This window comes from Hydrocarboniphaga daqingensis, assembly GCF_900129825.1.
Taxonomy (GTDB): Bacteria; Pseudomonadota; Gammaproteobacteria; order Nevskiales; family Nevskiaceae; genus Hydrocarboniphaga; species Hydrocarboniphaga daqingensis.
Window position 1 is genome coordinate 1 of record NZ_FQWZ01000003.1, and the last position, 17946, is coordinate 17946.

Consider the following 17946-nt stretch of genomic DNA (forward strand, 5'->3'; position numbering starts at 1 on the left):
CGTGGCACGAAGAAGGAAGACATCGAGCGCGGACAGGTTCTGTGCAAGCCGGGCAGCATCAAGCCGCACGACAAGTTCGAAGGCGAGGTGTACGTTCTGACGAAGGAAGAGGGCGGCCGTCACACGCCGTTCTTCAAGGGCTACCGTCCGCAGTTCTACTTCCGCACGACGGACGTGACGGGCTCTGTGTTCCTGCCGGAAGGCACGGAAATGGTGATGCCGGGCGACAACATCAAGGTGACGGTTGAGCTGATCAACCCGATCGCGATGGAAGAGCAGGTTCGCTTCGCGATCCGCGAAGGCGGCCGCACTGTCGGCGCCGGCGTGGTCACCAAGATCATCGCCTAAGTTTCAGAAAAAGCTTTGCAAATATCAGCGGGGCGCGTACAATCCGCGCCCCGCTGTTTGTTCCCACCGTTCTTTAAAGACTGAGACCTCAGTATGGCCGCCAGCCAATCCATTCGCATCCGGCTTAAGGCATTCGATCATCGGCTTATCGATAAGTCGGCGAAAGAAATTGTCGAGACCGCGAAGCGGACCGGCGCCGTTGTGCGCGGGCCCATCCCGCTGCCGACCCGCAAAGAGCGCTTCACCATCCTGGTATCGCCGCACGCCGACAAGGACGCGCGCGACCAGTACGAGATTCGCACCCACAAGCGCCTGATGCAGATCGTGGATCCGACGGAAAAGACCGTCGATGCGCTTTCCAAGCTCGACCTCCCCGCGGGCGTCGAAGTCCAGATCAAAGTCAACTAAGGCGAGGACTCAGATATGACAATCGCCATCATTGGCCGCAAGGCCGGCATGACCCGCATCTTCACCGAAGCTGGTGAATCGATCCCGGTCACTGTTATCGAATGCAGCCCCAACCGCATCACCCAGCTCAAGTCCGTCGACACCGACGGGTACAAGGCTGTCCAGGTGACGGCGGGTGAGGTCAAGACCAGCCGCGTCAACAAGGCGCTCACCGGCCACTTCAAGAAGGCCGGCGTTGAGGCTGGCCGTCTCCTTCGCGAAATTCGTCTCGACGAATCCGAGGGTGCCGATTTCGCCGTTGGTGGCGAAATCAAGGTCGGCGCCTTTGACGGCGTCAAGGCTGTGGACGTCACTGGTACCAGCATCGGCAAGGGCTTTGCCGGCGTGCAGAAGCGCTGGAACTTCGGTGGCGGTCGCGCCAGCCACGGTAACTCGCTGTCGCATCGCGCGCCCGGCTCCATCGGTCAACGCCAGTCCCCCGGCAAGGTGTGGAAGGGCAAGAAGATGGCCGGCCACATGGGCAACAAGCGCGTTACGGCTCTCAACCTCGACCTCGTCAAGATTGACGTCGAGCGCAACCTGCTCCTGGTCAAGGGTGCCGTTCCGGGTGCCGCCAACGGCAACGTGATCGTTCGCCCGACCGTGAAGTAAGAAGAACGACATCATGGAACTCCAACTTCACAACAGCTCCACCACGGTCGCCGTCTCTGACGCGGTCTTCGGTGTCGAGTACAACCGCGCCCTCGTGCACCAGATCGTGACGGCCTATCAGGCCGGTGGTCGTGCGGGTACCAAGAAACAGAAGACCAAGGGCGAAGTCCGCGGTGGCGGTAAGAAGCCGTGGAAGCAGAAGGGTACGGGCCAGGCTCGCGCCGGCTCGATCCGTTCGCCGCTGTGGCGTGGTGGTGGCGTGACGCACGCCGCCGTGCCGCGTGACTTCTCGCAGAAGGTCAACCGCAAGATGTATCGCGGCGCGATCCGCTCGATCGTCTCCGAGCTGGCTCGCAGCGGCAACCTGCTGGTCACCGACGCGTTTGCCGTCGAAGCCGGCAAGACCAAGTCGCTGGTGCAGAAGCTCACGACGCTGGGTCATAGCGACGTGCTGATCGTGTCGGAATCGATCGATCAGAACCTGTACCTGTCGGCTCGCAATCTTCACAAGGTCGGCCTGTGCGACGTCGCAGCGCTCGATCCGGTGACGCTGCTGGCGCACGACAAAGTGGTAATCACGACCGATGCGGTCAAGAAGCTGGAGGCCTGGCTGTCATGAGCAATATCGTCGATAACGCGACCAAGCCCGTGAAGCTGTCGAGCGAGCGCATCCACGCCATCATCCTGGCGCCGGTCGTTTCCGAGAAGAGCACCCGCGCCGCCGAAAAGAACAATCAGGCCGTGTTCAAGGTCCTGCGTGACGCCAAGAAGCCGGAGATCAAGGCCGCAATCGAAGCCTTGTTCAAGGTGACGGTCGAAGATGTCCAGACCTCGAACGTCAAGGGCAAGGTCAAGCGCTTCGGCCAGAGCTTCGGCCGCCGCAGCGATTGGAAGAAGGCCTACGTCACGCTCGCAGCCGGCCAGGAAATCGACTTCCTCGGCACCGCGAACGCTTAAGCGAAACGAAGACTAGAGAGATACGACCATGCCATTGGTCCAAATGAAACCGACGTCGCCGGGCCGTCGCCACCAGGTCAAGGTGGTCACGCCGGGTCTGTGGAAGGGCGAACCCCACGCACCGCTGCTCGAGAAGAACGGCCCTGCCGGCGCCCGTAACAACAACGGGCACATCACCACGCGTCACAAGGGTGGTGGTCACAAGCAGACGTATCGCATCATCGACTTCAAGCGCAACAAGGACGGCGTGCCGGCCAAGGTTGAGCGCGTCGAATACGATCCGAACCGCTCGGCCCACATTGCGTTGCTGTGCTACGCCGACGGTGAGCGCCGCTACATCATCGCGCCGCGCGGCGTTGTTGCCGGCGACACGCTGCAGTCTGGCTCGGATGCGCCGATCAAGCCGGGTAATTCGCTGCCGCTGCGTAACATCCCGCTGGGTTCGACCGTGCATTGCATCGAGCTGCGTCCTGGCAAGGGCGCGCAGCTGGCTCGCTCCGCTGGTGCGGCCGTGCAGTTGGTTGCTCGCGAAGGTGAGTACGCGACGATCCGTCTGCGTTCTGGCGAAATGCGCAAGGTTCACGCTGATGGTCGCGCCACGATGGGCGAAGTCAGCAACAACGAGCACAACCTGCGCCAGTATGGCAAGGCAGGCGCCAAGCGCTGGAAGGGCATTCGGCCGACCGTTCGCGGCGTCGTTATGAACCCGGTCGACCACCCGCACGGTGGTGGTGAAGGTAAGTCTGGCCAGGGTAATCCGCACCCGGTTACGCCGTGGGGCCAGCAGACGAAGGGTCTCAAGACCCGCAAGAACAAGCGCACGGATAAGTTCATCATCCGCAGCCGTCACAAAGCGAAGAAGTAAGGACTAGGCCATGCCGCGTTCCGTAAAGAAGGGTCCGTTCATCGATCACCATCTGTCCAAGAAGGTGACCGACATGCAGGGCAGCCGCGTGAAGAAGCCGATCAAGACCTGGTCGCGCCGCTCCATGGTGACGCCGGATTTCGTCGGTCTGACGATTCAGGTGCACAACGGCAAGGCTCATATGCCGGTGTTCATCACCGACAACATGGTCGGTCACAAGCTCGGCGAATTTGCGCCCACCCGGACCTTCAAGGGTCACGGTGGCGACAAGAAGACGGGCTAAGGAGATCGCCATGCAGACTCAAGCCGTCCTCAAGTTTGTGCGCCTGTCCCCGCTCAAGGGTCGTCTCGTCGCGGACATGGTCCGTGGCAAGAAGGTCGATGAAGCGCTCAACATCCTGAAGTTCTCGAACCAGCGCGCCGCTGGACTGATCAAGAAAGTTCTTGAATCGGCCATCGCCAACGCCGAGAACAACAACGGTGCCGATGTCGACGAACTTCGCGTTGCGGAGATCTTTGTCGACGGTGGCCCGGTGATGAAGCGCATCATGCCGCGTGCCAAGGGCCGCGCCGATCGCATCTCCAAGCCGACGAGCCACGTCACCATCCGCGTTTCGGACGAAAAGAAGAAGTAAGGCAGACCTATGGGCCATAAAGTAAATCCGAACGGTTTCCGCCTGGGCATCACGACCCAGTGGACGTCCAACTGGTACGCCGAGCGTCGCGCGTACGGCGAGAACCTGAACAAGGACATCGCGGTCCGCGAGTTCTTGCGCAAGAAGCTGGCTAGCGCCTCGGTGTCGAAAATCCAGATCGACCGTCCGGCGAAGTCCGCCCGCGTGACGATCCACACGGCCCGTCCGGGCATCGTGATCGGTAAGAAGGGCGAGGACATCGAGAAGCTGAAGCAGGAAGTCGCGGCCAAAATGGGCCTCAAGACCGACAGCGTTCACATCTCGGTCGAAGAAATTCGCAAGCCAGAGCTCGACGCCCGCCTGATCGCCGAATCCGTTGCTCAGCAGCTCGAGCGTCGCATCATGTTTCGCCGTGCGATGAAGCGTGCTGTTCAGAATGCGATGCGTTTGGGCGCTGGCGGCATCAAGATCCAGGTCGGTGGCCGTTTGAACGGCGCCGAAATCGCACGTACCGAGTGGTACCGCGAAGGTCGCGTTCCGCTGCACACGCTGCGCGCGATGGTTGATTACAACACCGCGGAAGCGAAGACCACGTACGGCGTCATTGGCGTCAAGGTGTGGGTCTTCACCGGTGAGACCTTCGAAACCGATCGTCTGGTCGGCAAGAAGGATGAAGCGGGTGAAGCCGCTACTGCCTGAGCTGTTCACGCGCCCCTCGCGCAACCGTTTTTTTAGGAGTCCGCTGCCATGATGCAGCCCAAGAGAACCAAATTCCGCAAGCAGATGAAGGGTCGCAACCGCGGCCTGGCGCAGAACGGCAACAAGGTCAGCTTCGGTGAGTTCGGCCTCAAGGCCACCGAGCACGGCATGATCACCGCGCGCCAGATCGAAGCGGCGCGTCGTTGCATCACGCGTTACGCCAAGAAGGGCGGCAAGCTGTGGATCCGTATCTTCCCGGACGCGCCGGTGACCAAGAAGCCGCTGGAAGTCCGCATGGGCTCCGGTAAGGGCAACGTCGAATACTGGGTCGCCAAGGTTCAGCCCGGCAAGATGCTGTACGAAATGGAAGGCGTGACCGAAGCCGAAGCCCGCGAGGCATTCGAGCTGGCCGCCGCCAAGCTGTGCGTCAAGACCACCTTCGTTCAGCGGACGATTCTGTAATGAAGAACACCGATTACATCAAGTCGCTGGTTGGCAAAGACAGCGCCGGTCTGAAGACCGAACTCGAGGCCCTGCGCCGCGAGCAGTTCAACCTGCGTATGCAGGGTGCCATGGGTCAGGCCAACCAGACGCATCTGGCGGCCGCCACGCGCAAGAAGATTGCGCAGGTCAAGACCTTCCTCACTAAGCAGCAGACCAAGGCTTGAAGTCATGAGCGAAGTCGAAAACACCAGCCCGGCCACGGCCGAGCACAAAGAGCGCCGCATCGTCGGTCGCGTTGCCTCGAACAAGGGCGACAAGACGATCACGGTCGTGGTCGAGCGCACCGTCAAGCATCCGATCTATAACAAGATCCTGCGTCGCTCCACCAAGCTGTACGCCCACGACGAAGCCAACCAGTGCAAGGAAGGCGACTTGGTGGCAATCGTTGAGACTCGTCCGCTGTCGCGCACCAAGCGCTTCAAGCTGGTCGAGATCATCCAAACCCACGCCTGATCGACCGAAGGAGTAACGCGCCATGATGCAGCAAGAATCCTTCCTCGTCGCCGCTGACAATAGCGGTGCGAAGACCGTGCAGGTCATCCAGGTCAAGGGCAGCACCTATCGCCGTTACGCCAATATTGGCGACGTGATCAAGGTGACGGTCAAGGATGCGATCCCCCGCGGCAAGGTCAAGAAGGGCGAAGTGCACGATGCTGTCGTCGTCCGCACCCGTCACGGTGTTCGTCGTCCGGACGGCTCGACGATCCGTTTCGATACCAACGCTGCCGTGCTGCTGACCAGCAAGGGCGAGCCGATCGGCACCCGTATCTTCGGGCCGGTCACGCGCGAGCTGCGCGAGAACTTCATGAAGATCGTTTCGCTCGCGCCTGAAGTTATCTAAGGCCGGGTCCAGAGAACTGCTATGAGCAAGATCAAGAAAGGCGACGAGATCATCGTCATCACCGGCAAGGACAAGGGTCGCCGCGGCAACGTGTCGCGCGTGCTCGATGGTGCGCTGGTGGTTGAGGGCATCAACGTTGCCAAGCGTCACACCAAGGGCAACCCGCAGGCGGGTGTCGCCGGTGGCATCGTCGAGAAGGAGATGCCGATCGACATCTCGAATGTTGCGCTGTTTAACAGCAAGACCGGCAAGGCTGATCGCGTTGGCTTCAAGTTCGTCGGCGAGGGTGCCGACCGCAAGAAGGTCCGCATCTTCAAGTCCAGCAAAGAGCTGGTTGATTAATCAAACGGTTTTCAGTCCCAGGTGACCGGGCTCCAGCTTGTCTGGAGAGTTCGGAAGCCCGACCGGAAGCACAACTGGAAACGAGCGAGTCATGGCAAATCTGCAGCAGCTTTACAAAGACAAGATCGCCCCGGCGCTTAAAGTGCAGCTGGGTTGCAACGTCATGGCGGTTCCCCGCCTGACCAAGATCACGCTGAACATGGGCGTTGGTGAGACCACCAGCGACAAGAAGGTCATCGAGCATGCCGTCAAGGACATGACGGCGATTGCCGGCCAGAAGCCGGTTATCACGAAGACCCGTATCTCGATCGCCGCGTTCAAGGTTCGTGAGAACTACCCTGTTGGCGTCAAGGTGACGCTGCGCGGCCCGCAGATGTTCGAGTTTCTGGAGCGCCTGCTCGTGATCGCGCTGCCCCGCATTCGCGACTTCCGCGGCATCTCCCCGCGTGGTTTCGACGGTGCCGGCAACTTCAACTTCGGCATCAACGAACAGATCATCTTCCCGGAAATCGAGTACGACAAGGTCGACACGCTCCGCGGTATGAACATCACTTTCACCACCACGGCGAAGACGGATGCCGAAGGCCGAGCGCTGCTCGATGCCTTCAACTTCCCCTTCCGCAAGTAAGACCGAGCGAGACCAACATGGCCAAGAGAAACATGATCGAGCGCGAAGCCAAGCGCGCGAAGCTGGTTGCCAAGCTCGGCAAGAAGCGTGACGCGCTCAAGGCAGTCGTCGTCAGCGCCACGGCGTCCTACGACGAGAAGCAGGCCGCTGCTGTTGCGCTGCAGAAGCTGCCGCGTGACTCCAGCTACACCCGTCAGCGCAACCGTTGTGCGTTGACCGGCCGCAGCCGCGGCGTTTACAGCAAGTTTGGTCTCGCGCGTCACAAGCTGCGCGAAGCCGCGATGCGCGGCGAAGTGCCGGGCCTCAAGAAAGCCAGCTGGTAAGGAACGAGTAGAACCATGAGCATGACCGACCCCGTTGGCGATTTCCTGACTCGCATCCGTAACGGCCAGCAGGCCCGCAAGAAGCAGATCACCGCCCCCGCATCCAAGTTGAAGAGCGCCATCGCCCAGGTGTTGAAGGACGAAGGCTACATCGCCGGTTTTGAGACCGTCGAAGCCGGCGCCGGCAAGAAGACGCTGGCCGTGACGCTGAAGTATTACGACAACAAGCCGGTGATCGAGCGTATCGATCGCATCAGCAAGCCAAGCCTGCGCGTCTACAAGGCGTCGGGCGAGCTGCCGACCGTTCTCGGCGGCCTGGGCATCGCGATCATCTCGACGCCCAATGGCGTTGTGACGGACAAGGCGGCTCGCGCCGCAGGTCAGGGCGGCGAAGTGCTCTGCATCGTCGCCTAAGCCATCCGTCGAACTCACTGAATCTAGGACGAGAAGCCATGTCCCGTGTAGCTAAAATGCCGGTGGTGATCCCCGCCGGCGTCACCATCACCAGCGACGCTGGTGTCGTGACCATCAAGGGCGCCAAGGCGTCGCAGACCGTGGCACTGGGCCATGGCGTTGTGGTTGAAATCGGCAACGGTGAAGCCGTCGTCAGCGCCGATTCGATCAAGTCGAATGCGATGCAGGCTGGAACGATTCGCGCGCTGCTCAACAACGCTGTCGTGGGCGTGACCAAGGGCTACGAGCGCAAGCTGCAGCTGGTCGGCGTCGGTTACCGCGCCTCGGTTGCCAATAACAAGGTCAACCTGAGCGTTGGCCTGTCGCATCCGGTCGAGCATCCGATTCCGGCCGGCATCAGTGTCGTTTGCCCGACGCAGACCGACATCGTGATCACCGGTCCGAGCAAGCATATGGTCGGTCAGCTCGCCGCGCAGTTGCGCAGCTACCGTCCGCCTGAGCCCTACAAGGGCAAGGGCGTGCGTTATTCGGATGAGAAGGTTGTGCTGAAGGAAGCCAAGAAGAAGTAACGCCCCGCGCCATCGCGCATCCGCGTTTTCTTCCCACCATTGAGTAGTACCGAGCCGGCACCATGAAAGACAAGAAGCAAGTTCGCCTGCGTCGCGCGCGTCGCACGCGTTTCAAAATCCGCGAGTTGGGCGTTTACCGCTTGGCCGTGCACCGCACGCCGAGCCACATCTACGCCCAGATTATTGCGCCGAATGCGGGCGAGACCGTCGCCGCTGCCTCCACCGTCGAAAAGGTGGTCGCTGAAGGTTTGAAGGCGACCGGCAATGTCGACGCCGCCAAGAAAGTTGGCCAGCTGATCGCCGAGCGGGCGAAGGCAGCCGGCATTACCACCGTCGCGTTCGATCGCGCCGGTTTCAAGTATCACGGTCGTATCAAGGCCCTCGCTGACGCGGCGCGTGAAGCCGGTTTGGAGTTTTAAGTCATGGCAACGAACATGCAGTACGACGACTCGCAGAGCAGCGGCGACTTCAAGGAGAAGCTCGTTACCGTTAACCGCGTCAGCAAGACGGTCAAGGGCGGCAAGCAGTTCGCCTTCACCGCGCTGACCGTTGTTGGCGACGGCGCCGGTCGGGTCGGTTTCGGTTATGGCAAGGCGCGCGAAGTGCCTCAGGCCATTTCCAAGGCAATGGACCAGGCTCGCAAGAACATGATCACCGTGCCGCTCAAGGGTCTGACCCTGCAGCACGAAATCTGGGGCACCCACGGTGCGACCAAGGTGTTCATGCGTCCGGCCTCCGACGGTACCGGTGTTATTGCCGGCGGCGCGATGCGCGCTGTGTTTGAAGTGGCCGGTGTGCAGAACGTGCTGGCCAAGTCGTTTGGCTCGCGCAACCCGATCAACATGGTTCGCGCGACGCTCGATGCGCTCAAGCGCATGAACATGCCGTCCGAAATTGCCGCCAAGCGCGGCAAGACGGTCGAAGAACTGCTTGCCTGAGAACTGCCATGAGCACGACGAAGCAAATCAAGGTCACGTTGATGAAGAGCATCTTTGGCCGCGTCAAGGGCCACAAGGAATGCGTCAACGGTCTGGGCCTGCGTAAGCCGCATCAGAGCGTGGTCATCGCCGCCACGCCCCAGAACATGGGCATGGTCAACAAGGCGTACTACCTGTTGAAAGTGGAAGAGGTCGCCTAATGAAGCTCAATGACATCAAGCCTGCCGAAGGCTCCAAGACCGTCCGCGTCCGCGTCGGCCGTGGTATCGGTTCCGGCATGGGCAAGACCGCCGGTCGTGGTCACAAGGGTCAGCGCGCTCGTAAGGGCGGTCGTGGCAAGGTCGGCTTCGAAGGCGGCCAGATGCCGATCCAGCGTCGTTTGCCCAAGCGCGGCTTCAACAGCCCGCTGGTCAACAAGACTGCTGAAGTGCGCCTGTCGGAGCTGTCGAAGCTGAAGATCGAAGGCGACATTGATCTCGCAGCACTGAAGATCGCCAATGTCGTTCCGGCGACGGCGGAGCAGGCCAAGATCATCAAGTCGGGCGAGCTCACGCGTAAGGTCTCGCTGAAGGGCATCTTGGTCACCAAGGGCGCGCGTGAAGCAATCGAAGCCGCTGGCGGCTCGGTTGCCGAATAAACCCGACTAGCCGACGTACCAGGTAACAAGGAACCCATGGCCAAGTCCACCGCCAGCGCAGGCATGGTGCCGGATCTCTCCAAGATCGGAGAGGTTCGTGGTCGGCTGTTGTTCCTGCTGGGTGCCATCGTGGTGTTCCGGATCGGCAGCTTTATTCCGGTACCCGGCATCGATCCGCGCCAGTTGGAGCAATTGTTTAGCAGCACGCAGGGCTCGATCCTGGACATGTTCAACATGTTCTCGGGCGGCGCGCTGCACCGGCTGTCGATCTTCGCGCTCGGCGTGATGCCGTATATCTCGGCATCGATCATCGTGCAGTTGATGGCGGCCGTCGTGCCTCAGCTGAAGGACCTGAAAAAAGAAGGCGAGTCTGGCCGGCGCACGCTGACCAAGTACACCCGGTACGGGACCTTGGGCTTGGCGATCTTCCAGTCGATCGGCGCGGCCACCGCACTGCAGTCGAGCGGCGTTGCGATCGCGCCTGGCTTCGGGTTCATTTTCACTGCGACGGTGTCGCTGGTCACCGGCACGATGTTTCTGATGTGGCTGGGTGAGCAGATTACCGAGCGCGGCATCGGCAACGGGATGTCGATGATCATTTTCTCGGGAATCGTTGCGGGCCTGCCGCCGGCATTGGGCGCCACTGCGCAGTTGGTCAGCGAAGGCTCCATGTCGGGGCTGATGGTGATCGCCATCGCGGTGTTGGTCGCGGGCGTAACGCTGGGTGTCGTGTTCGTTGAGCGCTCGCAGCGCCGGATCCCGGTCCACCACGCTCGCCGTCAGCAGGGCCGCAAGCTGTTCGCCGCCCAAACCCAGCATCTGCCGCTGAAGCTGAACATGGCGGGCGTCATCCCGCCGATCTTCGCTTCATCGATCATCCTGTTCCCCGCGTCGATTGTTCGTTTCTTCGGCGGCGAAGAGGGTGGTGGTTTTCTTGCGCAGTTGGCCAATGCGCTGTCACCCGGCCAGGCTTTGCACAGCGTGCTGTATGCGGTGCTGATCATCTTCTTCTGCTTCTTCTACACGGCGCTGGTGTTCGACAGCCGTGAGACGGCTGAGAACTTGAAGAAGTCGGGTGCGTTCATCCCCGGTGTTCGCCCAGGTACACAGACGGCGCGGTACATCGACCAGGTTCTGACGCGTTTAACGGTAGCGGGCGCTGTCTACATCACGCTCGTCTGCCTGTTGCCAGAGCTGTTCATTGCTTATTGGAGTGTGCCGATCGCGTTTGGCGGCACCTCGTTGCTGATCACCGTCGTCGTTGTGATGGACTTCATGGCGCAGTTGCAGGCGCACTTGATGTCTCACCAGTACGACGGTCTGCTGAAGAAGGCGAACTTGAAGACGCTGGGTAAGAGCGGCGACGGTAAGCCGGGTGCTCGGTCTCTGGGCCGGCCCGAATCCAAGAGCCTGGGTAACTCCGGCACGCAACGCTGACCATCGCTGGCTATAAGGCCAGCGCGGTCGCCGACATCAATGTGGTCTGTTAGAGGTTCGTCATGAAAGTCCGTACTTCGGTTGGCAAGATTTGCCGCAATTGCAAGATCGTCCGTCGCGCCGGTGTTGTCCGCGTGATCTGTTCGGACGCTCGTCACAAGCAGCGCCAGGGCTAAGCTTTCGCCCGACGTTCTTCGTCGGGTTGCTTATCCGTCGCAGTCTCAGTAGAATTCGCGCCCTTTTCGCGCGCCCCGTTCTTTAGGAGTTCCCAGCGTCATGGCACGTATCGCCGGCGTCAATATCCCGGACAAGAAGCACACCGTCATCGCCCTTCAGGCGATCTACGGCATCGGCCCGACTCGCGCGAAGCTGGTTTGCGCGGCCGCCAAGATCAAGCCCGACGTGCAGGTGCGTAACCTGACCGAGGCCGAACTCGAAACGCTGCGTGTCGAAATCGGCCGCTACTCCGTGGAAGGCGACCTTCGCCGCGAAGTGTCCATGAGCATCAAGCGCTTGATGGATCTCGGCTGCTACCGCGGCACGCGCCATCGTCGCGGCCTTCCGGTCCGTGGCCAGCGCACGCGCACGAATGCCCGCACCCGCAAGGGTCCGCGCCGTGCGATCAAGAAGTAAGTCGTCCTTCTTGTCCACCTCCTCGATCAAGAACTGAGTCCGCTGTCCTATGGCCACTTCGAATGCCGGCGCCGCCAAGGCCCGCAAGCGTGTCAAGAAGAATGTTTCTGACGCCGTCTGCCACATCCACGCGTCCTTCAACAACACGATCATTCTGATCACCGATCGCCAGGGCAACACCCTGAGCTGGTCCACCGCCGGCGCCGCCGGTTTCAAGGGCTCGCGCAAGTCCACGCCGTTTGCGGCGCAGGTTGCGGCCGACAAGGCAGCTCAGGCTGCGGCCGAGCACGGCGTCAAGAACGTCGAAGTTCGCGTCAAGGGCCCCGGCCCGGGCCGCGAGTCGGCCGTTCGTGCGCTGAACGCTGCCGGCTTCAAGGTCACCAACATCACCGACGTGACGCCGATTCCGCATAACGGTTGCCGCGCTCCCAAGCGTCGCCGCGTCTAAGAGAAAAGATCATGGCTCGTTATATTGGTCCGAAGTGCAAACTGTCCCGCCGCGCTGGTGGCGTGGATCTTCTCCTCAAGGGTCGCGGCCGCTCGCTTGAAACCAAGTGCAAGCTGGAAACGCCCCCGGGTCAGCATGGCGCGCGCAAGCCGCGTCTGAGCGACTACGCAACCCAGTTGCGTGAGAAGCAGAAGCTCAAGCAGATGTACGGTCTGCTCGAGCGTCAGTTCCGCAACTACTACTACAAGGCCACCCGCACCAAGGGGGCAACGGGCTTGAACCTGTTGCTGGCGCTGGAAACGCGCTTGGACAACGTGATCTACCGGATGGGTTTCGGCCGTACTCGCGCCGAGGCTCGTCAGTTGGTCGGTCACAAGGCCGTTCTGGTCAACGGCAAGTCGGTCAACATTCCGTCGTACCAGGTTCAGGTGGGTGACGTGGTGTCGGTGCGCGAGAAGTCGCGTGCGCAGAGCCGTATCGCCGAGTCGCTGTCGATTGCCGCTCAGATTGGTTTCCCCGAGTGGCTTGAAGTCGATGAGAAGGCTCTGAAGGGAACGTTCAAGGCGCTGCCGAGCCGCGATCAGATCGTCCCGGACATCAACGAAAACCTGGTCGTCGAGCTTTACTCGAAGTAATCAGAGTCCGTCGGCGGTTGGCGCCCTGCGGTCGGCAGGGTGCTTACTGGGCAGGTCAAGTTACACCGCTGCCGACTGCTGACTTCCGACCGTTTAACGAGGTACTTATATGCAGGGTTTCGTCGCTGATTTGCTCAAGCCGCGCCTGGTCGAAGTCGAGGCGGAGTCCGCCTCGCGCGCTCGCGTCTCGCTGGAGCCGCTGGAGCGTGGCTTCGGCCACACCTTGGGGAATGCGCTGCGGCGCATCCTGCTGTCGTCGATCCCCGGTGCGGCGATCACCGAGGTGCAGATCGAAGGCGTCGTTCACGAGTACAGCTCCATCGAAGGCGTTCAGGAAGACGTCATCGACATCCTGCTGAACATCAAGAACATCGCGATTCGGATGCACTCGCGTGAAGAAGCGACGCTTCGCCTCGAAAAGTCGGGCAAGGGCCCGGTTACCGCGGCCGACATCAAGCTCGATCACGATGTCGAGATCGTCAACCCGGATCTGGTCATTGCCAATCTGACGGGCGGCAAGCTCAACGTCAGCCTGAAGGTGACCCGCGGCCGCGGCTACGTGCCGGCTGCTGCCCAGCGCGGCGCTGAAGACAGCACGTCGTCGGTTGGCGTTCTGAAGCTCGATGCATCGTACAGCCCGGTTCGCCGCGTCAGCTACAGCGTCGAGCGTGCTCGCGTCGAGCAGCGCACCGACCTCGACAAGCTGATTCTGGATCTTGACACCAACGGTGGCATTGATCCGGCCGAAGCCGTGCGCCTTGCGGCCCGGATTCTCCGCGATCAGCTTGCCGTGTTTGTCGACCTCGAAGCCGAGACGACGACGACGGCGGTTGCTGGCAAGAAGGAGCTGTCGCCGATCTTGTTCCGTCCGATCGACGATCTCGAATTGACCGTGCGCTCAGCGAACTGCTTGAAGGCTGAGAACGTGTACTACATCGGCGATTTGGTGCAGCGCACCGAAACCGAGCTGATGAAGACGCCGAACCTCGGCAAGAAGTCGCTGAACGAAATCAAGGAAGCGCTGAAGGCGCATGACCTCGATCTCGGCATGAAGCTCGAAAACTGGTCGGCGCCGAAGTCGTCGGTTAACTAATTAGATCCTGCAGCCAACACTGCTTGATACGGGAAGGATAGAAACATGCGTCACGGTAACGCAGGCCGCGCTTTCGGCCGCACCAGCAGCCACCGCAAGGCGACGATGCAGAGCATCGCCGTTGCCCTGTTCAAGAACGAGCTGATCCGCACGACGGTTCCGAAGGCCAAGGAGCTGCGCAAGCTCGTCGAGCCGATGATCACGCGCGCCAAAGTTGATGGCGTTGCGAATCGCCGTTTGATTTTTGCTCGTCTTCGCGATCGCGACGCGGTGCAGAAGCTGTTCAACGACATCGGTCCGCGCTTCAATGGCCGTCCCGGTGGTTACACGCGCATCATGCGCTGTGGCTTCCGTCCCGGCGACAACGCGCCGATGGCTTACATCGAGCTGGTTGATCGCAAGGTTGGCGGCGAAGCAGTGGGTGCGGTTGCCGCAGCCGAATAACGCTGAAATTGTTGTCGTTGCTCATAAAGGCGCCTTCGGGCGCCTTTTTGCATTCTGGCGTCGATCGCGTAGGCGCGTATCGGACGGGAACTGGAGTGGAGGTAAATGTCAGCCGTGCCCCCGTTTCTGGGGATGCTGCCCTTCCGGAGTCCTTGCGGTGCGCCTAAGCGCCGCATCGGCTGGATGTCGGATGCGTTCGACCCACGACCAATGGACATGCGGTTTGGCGGTGCGCAACCAGGCCCAATCGCTGATGGCGTCAGGAAATCCCCCTAATCAGAGGAATATTGGTAACCAGTGCCGAGACAGGCGCCCGCTGGGGCATGAACGTTGCTGAAGCAGTCCTAGACATCGAGATGTAGCGGTAGTTCCTCAAGTAGGGGTAATCCTTCTTGAATTGTCGGGGACGCGTCGCTACGCTCGGCTGGTGTCAACAATGTTTCAAGCTTATGCATCCTGTTACAAGCAGACGATGCAAGGCCTCTCTTGCTGGTCACTTTGGGAGAAGAATTACATGAGGTTAAGCTCAGAAGGTAAGCTGCGGCTCGCCGCGCGAACAGCGTTTCTCGTTGGCGGCGTGAGCCTGGCTGCCACCACGGCCTACGCTCAAGAAGCGGCTCCGGCCGCCGGCGAAGCCGCTGCCGAGGGAAGCGTTAATCTGGACAAGCTGGTCGTTACCGGTACCCGTATCAAGAGCCAGACGTTCACCGCTTCCAGCCCGGTGGCCGAGATCAAGGGTGAGGAGTTCCGTTACGCGGGTGCGACGATTGCGGAAGATCTGGTTAACCAGTATCCGCAGCTGTCGCCCGAGTTCGACAACGTCAACAACAACCCGTCGCTCGGCTATGCAACGGTCGATCTTCGTGGCCTCGGGCCCGAGCGCACGCTGGCGCTGTTGAACGGCCGCCGCATTCCGAAGGGTGCCGGTGAACTGCCGGACATCAGCATCATCCCCGCCACGCTGATCAAGCGCGTCGACGTTCTCACCGGCGGCGCGTCCGCGGTGTACGGTTCGGACGCCGTTGCGGGTGTCGTCAACTTCATTCTCGATGACGAGTTCGAAGGCGTTCGCATCAACGGTGGCTGGAACGGCTACCAGCACAAGAACGACAACGGCTACATTCAGGGCCTGCTCGATCAGCGCGGCTTCGATTACGAGAAGGGCGATTCCGGCGTTGACGGCATTTCGCGCAACCTCGATATCGTCATCGGTGGCAACTTCGGTGAGAAGGGCCACGCGACGGCTTGGGGCACGTGGCGTAAGAATGCGCCGCTGTTCCAGGCGCAGCGTGACTACTCGAGCTGCGCGCTGAACGCGGCCGCGACCCGCTGCGGTGGTTCCGCCACTGCCGATCCGGCCAACTTCTACGTGGTGGCCCCCGAAAGCGGCATCTACTCCTACGTCAGCCGCGCTGGCGCGGGTGCTTGGTCGCTCGAAGATGGTCCGACCAACCTCTACAACTTCGCGCCGATCAACTACTACCAGCGTCCCGACGAGCGTTATACCGCCGGTACGAACATCAAGTACGAGATCAACGAATACGCCAAGCCGTACCTCGAAGCGATGTTCGTCAACCGTCGCAGCAGCACGCAGCTGGCACCGTCGGGCGCGTTCTTCACCGACGTGACGGTCAACTGCGACACGCCGCAAATCGGCACGCTGTGCAACGACACCGGCATTACGGACGACGAATTCACCGTCTACGTCGCCAAGCGCAACGTTGAAGGCGGCCCGCGCTTCAACGCAGCCGAGTCCAACAACTTCAGCGTGACCTCCGGCGTCGGCGGCTCGATCTGGGGCAGCTGGAGCTACGATGCGTCGTTCACGTACAACCGCGCTTCGAACACCACGGTTGGCACCAACGACTTCCTGACCTCGCGCATCCGTGATGCGCTGCTGGGCTGCCCGGATGGCTCGTTCGACGGCTGCGTTCCGTACGAAGTGTTCACCGACTCGGTCACGCCGGCTCAGGCTCAGGCGCTGCAGGGCATCAGCCAGCAGCAGGTCGTCACTGACATGCGCGTTGTCAACGGCTACGTCACGGGCGATCTGGGCGTCGGCCTGCCGACCGCCGGTGGTGAGGCCGTCAGCGTTGTGCTGGGTTACGAAAACCGCACCGAGCGTTACGCCTACTCCGCCGACTCCAATCTGGCCGACGGCAACTTTGCCGGCTCGGGCAGCGAGAGCCCGCCGATCAAGGCGGCGATCGGCGTCGAAGAACTGTTCATGGAAGGCGCGATTCCGTTGCTGACCAACGCCGGCATCCTGAGCCGTTTGGACGCCGACGTCGGCTATCGCTTCTCGCAGTACGAACTGTCGGGCGACGCCAGCACCTACAAGATCGGCTTCGGCGCGAACTTCTTTGATGATCGTTACAAGCTTCGTGGCGGCTTCAACCGCGCGATCCGTGCACCGAACATCAACGAGCTGTTCCTGCCGCAGCAGATCGGTCTGTGGGGCGGCACCGATCCGTGCGCCGGCGCCACGCCGGAGTACACGGCTGAGCAGTGCGCCCTTACCGGCGTTACGCCAGCCCAGTACGGCAGCATCGCCGCCAACCCGGCTGCTCAGTACAACCAGATCGCCGGTGGCAACCCGAACCTGACGCCTGAGAAGGCGAACACCTGGACCTTGGGCGTCGCTGCCGAGCCGGTCAAGAACCTGATCGTCAGCGTCGACTACTACCAGATCAAGATCGAAGATGCGATCGGCGGCGTGGGTGCACGCAACCTGCTCGACATCTGCGCTCTGACGGGTCAGTCCTCGGCTTGCTCGCTGATCACGCGTAATCCGACGACGGGCGACTTGTTCCGCGGCACGTCCGGCTTCGTGACGAACTTCCAGCAGAACCTGGGTAGCGTCGAAGTTAAGGGTATCGACTTGTCGGCTTCGTACACGATGCGCCTCGGTCCGGGCCGTCTGTCGACGTCGATCGCCGGCACCTACCTGCTCGACAAGACGTTCTCGCCTCTGCAGTCGGATAGCAGCGTTGCATACGATTGCACCGGCAACGTCAGCCCGCAGTGCAGCCAGGCTCCGGAATGGCGTCACCTCGCGACGGCTCGTTACTCGATCGATCGTTACACGGCCGGTGTGCGCTGGCGCTACTTCGGTGCGCTGGACTACAAGGATCCGCGTAACTTCCGCAAGGGTCGTCCTCTGACCACGGATACGGGTCTGGTCAAGAACGGTGGTGTTGACGCCTACAACTGGTTCGACATCAACGGCTCGGTCAGCTTCGGTCCGGCTCTGCTCACCGCGGGCATCAACAACGTGTTCGACAAGGAACCGCCGCTCGTTGGCAGCCAGCTGACGAACAACGGCAACGCGCTGGGCGGTTACGATCAGCTCGGTCGTTACCTGTTCACCAGCCTGACGCTGGAGTTCTAAGCGACACCTTGCAGGACGTTGTAGATCAAGAGCGGCGGGCTTCGGCCCGCCGCTTTTTTTTACCCCATCTTTGACGGTGAGCAGCCCATGCCGCTTGGACTATGCT

At 61.3% G+C, this 17946-nt stretch carries 30 protein-coding genes; all 30 read left to right on the forward strand.

Annotated elements, in window-relative coordinates:
- On the forward strand, nucleotides 1-348 hold a 348-nt coding region (locus tag BUB09_RS05910; protein ID WP_494546059.1), incomplete at its 5' end, for an EF-Tu C-terminal domain-related protein.
- A gap of 93 nt (nucleotides 349-441) precedes the next feature.
- Nucleotides 442-756 carry a 30S ribosomal protein S10 gene (rpsJ, locus tag BUB09_RS05915; RefSeq protein WP_072895552.1) on the forward strand — a complete coding sequence of 105 codons (315 nt, stop codon included), beginning with the start codon at nucleotides 442-444 and terminating at the stop codon, nucleotides 754-756.
- 15 nt (nucleotides 757-771) lie between these two features.
- Nucleotides 772-1407 carry a 50S ribosomal protein L3 gene (rplC, locus tag BUB09_RS05920; RefSeq protein WP_072895555.1) on the forward strand — a complete coding sequence of 212 codons (636 nt, stop codon included), beginning with the start codon at nucleotides 772-774 and terminating at the stop codon, nucleotides 1405-1407.
- 13 nt (nucleotides 1408-1420) lie between these two features.
- Nucleotides 1421-2026, forward strand: coding sequence for a 50S ribosomal protein L4 (gene rplD, locus BUB09_RS05925; RefSeq protein ID WP_072895557.1), 606 nt, complete (start codon nucleotides 1421-1423; stop codon nucleotides 2024-2026).
- Nucleotides 2023-2364, forward strand: coding sequence for a 50S ribosomal protein L23 (rplW, locus tag BUB09_RS05930; RefSeq protein WP_072895560.1), 342 nt, complete (start codon nucleotides 2023-2025; stop codon nucleotides 2362-2364). The genes rplD and rplW overlap by 4 nt, the downstream gene beginning before the upstream one ends.
- Before the next feature lie 28 nt (nucleotides 2365-2392).
- Complete coding sequence (gene rplB, locus BUB09_RS05935; RefSeq protein ID WP_072895562.1) at nucleotides 2393-3229, forward strand: 50S ribosomal protein L2; 837 nt, start codon at nucleotides 2393-2395, stop codon at nucleotides 3227-3229.
- Nucleotides 3230-3239: 10 nt separating this feature from the next.
- Nucleotides 3240-3512 carry a 30S ribosomal protein S19 gene (gene rpsS, locus BUB09_RS05940; protein ID WP_072895564.1) on the forward strand — a complete coding sequence of 91 codons (273 nt, stop codon included), beginning with the start codon at nucleotides 3240-3242 and terminating at the stop codon, nucleotides 3510-3512.
- Nucleotides 3513-3522: 10 nt separating this feature from the next.
- Nucleotides 3523-3864 (forward strand): 50S ribosomal protein L22, encoded by a 342-nt coding sequence (gene rplV / locus BUB09_RS05945; RefSeq protein WP_072895567.1) that lies wholly within the window; start codon nucleotides 3523-3525, stop codon nucleotides 3862-3864.
- A gap of 9 nt (nucleotides 3865-3873) precedes the next feature.
- Nucleotides 3874-4563: a 30S ribosomal protein S3 gene (gene rpsC / locus BUB09_RS05950; protein ID WP_072895568.1), complete on the forward strand. Its 690-nt coding sequence runs from the start codon at nucleotides 3874-3876 to the stop codon at nucleotides 4561-4563.
- Between the two features lie 48 nt (nucleotides 4564-4611).
- Complete coding sequence (gene rplP, locus BUB09_RS05955; protein WP_072895571.1) at nucleotides 4612-5025, forward strand: 50S ribosomal protein L16; 414 nt, start codon at nucleotides 4612-4614, stop codon at nucleotides 5023-5025.
- Nucleotides 5026-5042: 17 nt separating this feature from the next.
- Nucleotides 5043-5231, forward strand: coding sequence for a 50S ribosomal protein L29 (rpmC, locus tag BUB09_RS05960; RefSeq protein WP_436232906.1), 189 nt, complete (start codon nucleotides 5043-5045; stop codon nucleotides 5229-5231).
- Nucleotides 5232-5235: 4 nt separating this feature from the next.
- Entirely contained in the window at nucleotides 5236-5520 is a 285-nt protein-coding gene (gene rpsQ, locus BUB09_RS05965) for a 30S ribosomal protein S17 (protein WP_072895577.1), read from the forward strand.
- A gap of 22 nt (nucleotides 5521-5542) precedes the next feature.
- Nucleotides 5543-5908 carry a 50S ribosomal protein L14 gene (rplN, locus tag BUB09_RS05970; RefSeq protein ID WP_007185060.1) on the forward strand — a complete coding sequence of 122 codons (366 nt, stop codon included), beginning with the start codon at nucleotides 5543-5545 and terminating at the stop codon, nucleotides 5906-5908.
- 21 nt (nucleotides 5909-5929) lie between these two features.
- Nucleotides 5930-6250 carry a 50S ribosomal protein L24 gene (gene rplX, locus BUB09_RS05975; RefSeq protein ID WP_072895579.1) on the forward strand — a complete coding sequence of 107 codons (321 nt, stop codon included), beginning with the start codon at nucleotides 5930-5932 and terminating at the stop codon, nucleotides 6248-6250.
- 91 nt (nucleotides 6251-6341) lie between these two features.
- A complete protein-coding gene (gene rplE, locus BUB09_RS05980) occupies nucleotides 6342-6878 on the forward strand; it encodes a 50S ribosomal protein L5 (protein WP_072895582.1) in 537 nt (178 codons plus the stop codon).
- A gap of 17 nt (nucleotides 6879-6895) precedes the next feature.
- Nucleotides 6896-7201 (forward strand): 30S ribosomal protein S14, encoded by a 306-nt coding sequence (gene rpsN / locus BUB09_RS05985; protein WP_072895585.1) that lies wholly within the window; start codon nucleotides 6896-6898, stop codon nucleotides 7199-7201.
- A 15-nt stretch (nucleotides 7202-7216) separates the two neighbouring features.
- On the forward strand, nucleotides 7217-7615 hold the full coding sequence (gene rpsH / locus BUB09_RS05990; RefSeq protein ID WP_072895588.1) for a 30S ribosomal protein S8: 399 nt from the start codon (nucleotides 7217-7219) through the stop codon (nucleotides 7613-7615).
- Between the two features lie 38 nt (nucleotides 7616-7653).
- Entirely contained in the window at nucleotides 7654-8184 is a 531-nt protein-coding gene (gene rplF, locus BUB09_RS05995) for a 50S ribosomal protein L6 (protein ID WP_072895591.1), read from the forward strand.
- 62 nt (nucleotides 8185-8246) lie between these two features.
- The gene (gene rplR / locus BUB09_RS06000) at nucleotides 8247-8603 is read left to right on the forward strand and encodes a 50S ribosomal protein L18 (RefSeq protein ID WP_072895595.1); all 357 of its coding nucleotides are present in this window, start codon (nucleotides 8247-8249) and stop codon (nucleotides 8601-8603) included.
- Between the two features lie 3 nt (nucleotides 8604-8606).
- The gene (gene rpsE / locus BUB09_RS06005) at nucleotides 8607-9122 is read left to right on the forward strand and encodes a 30S ribosomal protein S5 (protein WP_436232903.1); all 516 of its coding nucleotides are present in this window, start codon (nucleotides 8607-8609) and stop codon (nucleotides 9120-9122) included.
- A gap of 8 nt (nucleotides 9123-9130) precedes the next feature.
- A complete protein-coding gene (gene rpmD, locus BUB09_RS06010; RefSeq protein WP_072895598.1) occupies nucleotides 9131-9322 on the forward strand; it encodes a 50S ribosomal protein L30 in 192 nt (63 codons plus the stop codon).
- The gene (gene rplO / locus BUB09_RS06015) at nucleotides 9322-9759 is read left to right on the forward strand and encodes a 50S ribosomal protein L15 (RefSeq protein WP_072895601.1); all 438 of its coding nucleotides are present in this window, start codon (nucleotides 9322-9324) and stop codon (nucleotides 9757-9759) included. Before rpmD ends, rplO begins: the two co-directional genes overlap by 1 nt.
- Nucleotides 9760-9795: 36 nt before the next feature.
- A complete protein-coding gene (gene secY / locus BUB09_RS06020) occupies nucleotides 9796-11196 on the forward strand; it encodes a preprotein translocase subunit SecY (RefSeq protein ID WP_072895603.1) in 1401 nt (466 codons plus the stop codon).
- 62 nt (nucleotides 11197-11258) lie between these two features.
- Nucleotides 11259-11372, forward strand: a complete 114-nt coding sequence (rpmJ, locus tag BUB09_RS06025; protein ID WP_072895606.1) for a 50S ribosomal protein L36 — start codon at nucleotides 11259-11261, stop codon at nucleotides 11370-11372.
- Nucleotides 11373-11472: 100 nt separating this feature from the next.
- Complete coding sequence (gene rpsM, locus BUB09_RS06030; protein WP_072895609.1) at nucleotides 11473-11829, forward strand: 30S ribosomal protein S13; 357 nt, start codon at nucleotides 11473-11475, stop codon at nucleotides 11827-11829.
- A 49-nt stretch (nucleotides 11830-11878) separates the two neighbouring features.
- Nucleotides 11879-12277: a 30S ribosomal protein S11 gene (rpsK, locus tag BUB09_RS06035; RefSeq protein ID WP_072895611.1), complete on the forward strand. Its 399-nt coding sequence runs from the start codon at nucleotides 11879-11881 to the stop codon at nucleotides 12275-12277.
- 11 nt (nucleotides 12278-12288) lie between these two features.
- A complete protein-coding gene (gene rpsD / locus BUB09_RS06040) occupies nucleotides 12289-12912 on the forward strand; it encodes a 30S ribosomal protein S4 (RefSeq protein WP_072895614.1) in 624 nt (207 codons plus the stop codon).
- A gap of 109 nt (nucleotides 12913-13021) precedes the next feature.
- Nucleotides 13022-14005: a DNA-directed RNA polymerase subunit alpha gene (locus tag BUB09_RS06045; RefSeq protein ID WP_072895616.1), complete on the forward strand. Its 984-nt coding sequence runs from the start codon at nucleotides 13022-13024 to the stop codon at nucleotides 14003-14005.
- 45 nt (nucleotides 14006-14050) lie between these two features.
- Nucleotides 14051-14449 carry a 50S ribosomal protein L17 gene (gene rplQ / locus BUB09_RS06050; RefSeq protein ID WP_072895619.1) on the forward strand — a complete coding sequence of 133 codons (399 nt, stop codon included), beginning with the start codon at nucleotides 14051-14053 and terminating at the stop codon, nucleotides 14447-14449.
- 514 nt (nucleotides 14450-14963) lie between these two features.
- Nucleotides 14964-17840 (forward strand): TonB-dependent receptor domain-containing protein, encoded by a 2877-nt coding sequence (locus BUB09_RS06055; RefSeq protein ID WP_072895621.1) that lies wholly within the window; start codon nucleotides 14964-14966, stop codon nucleotides 17838-17840.
- Nucleotides 17841-17946: the final 106 nt, after the last annotated feature.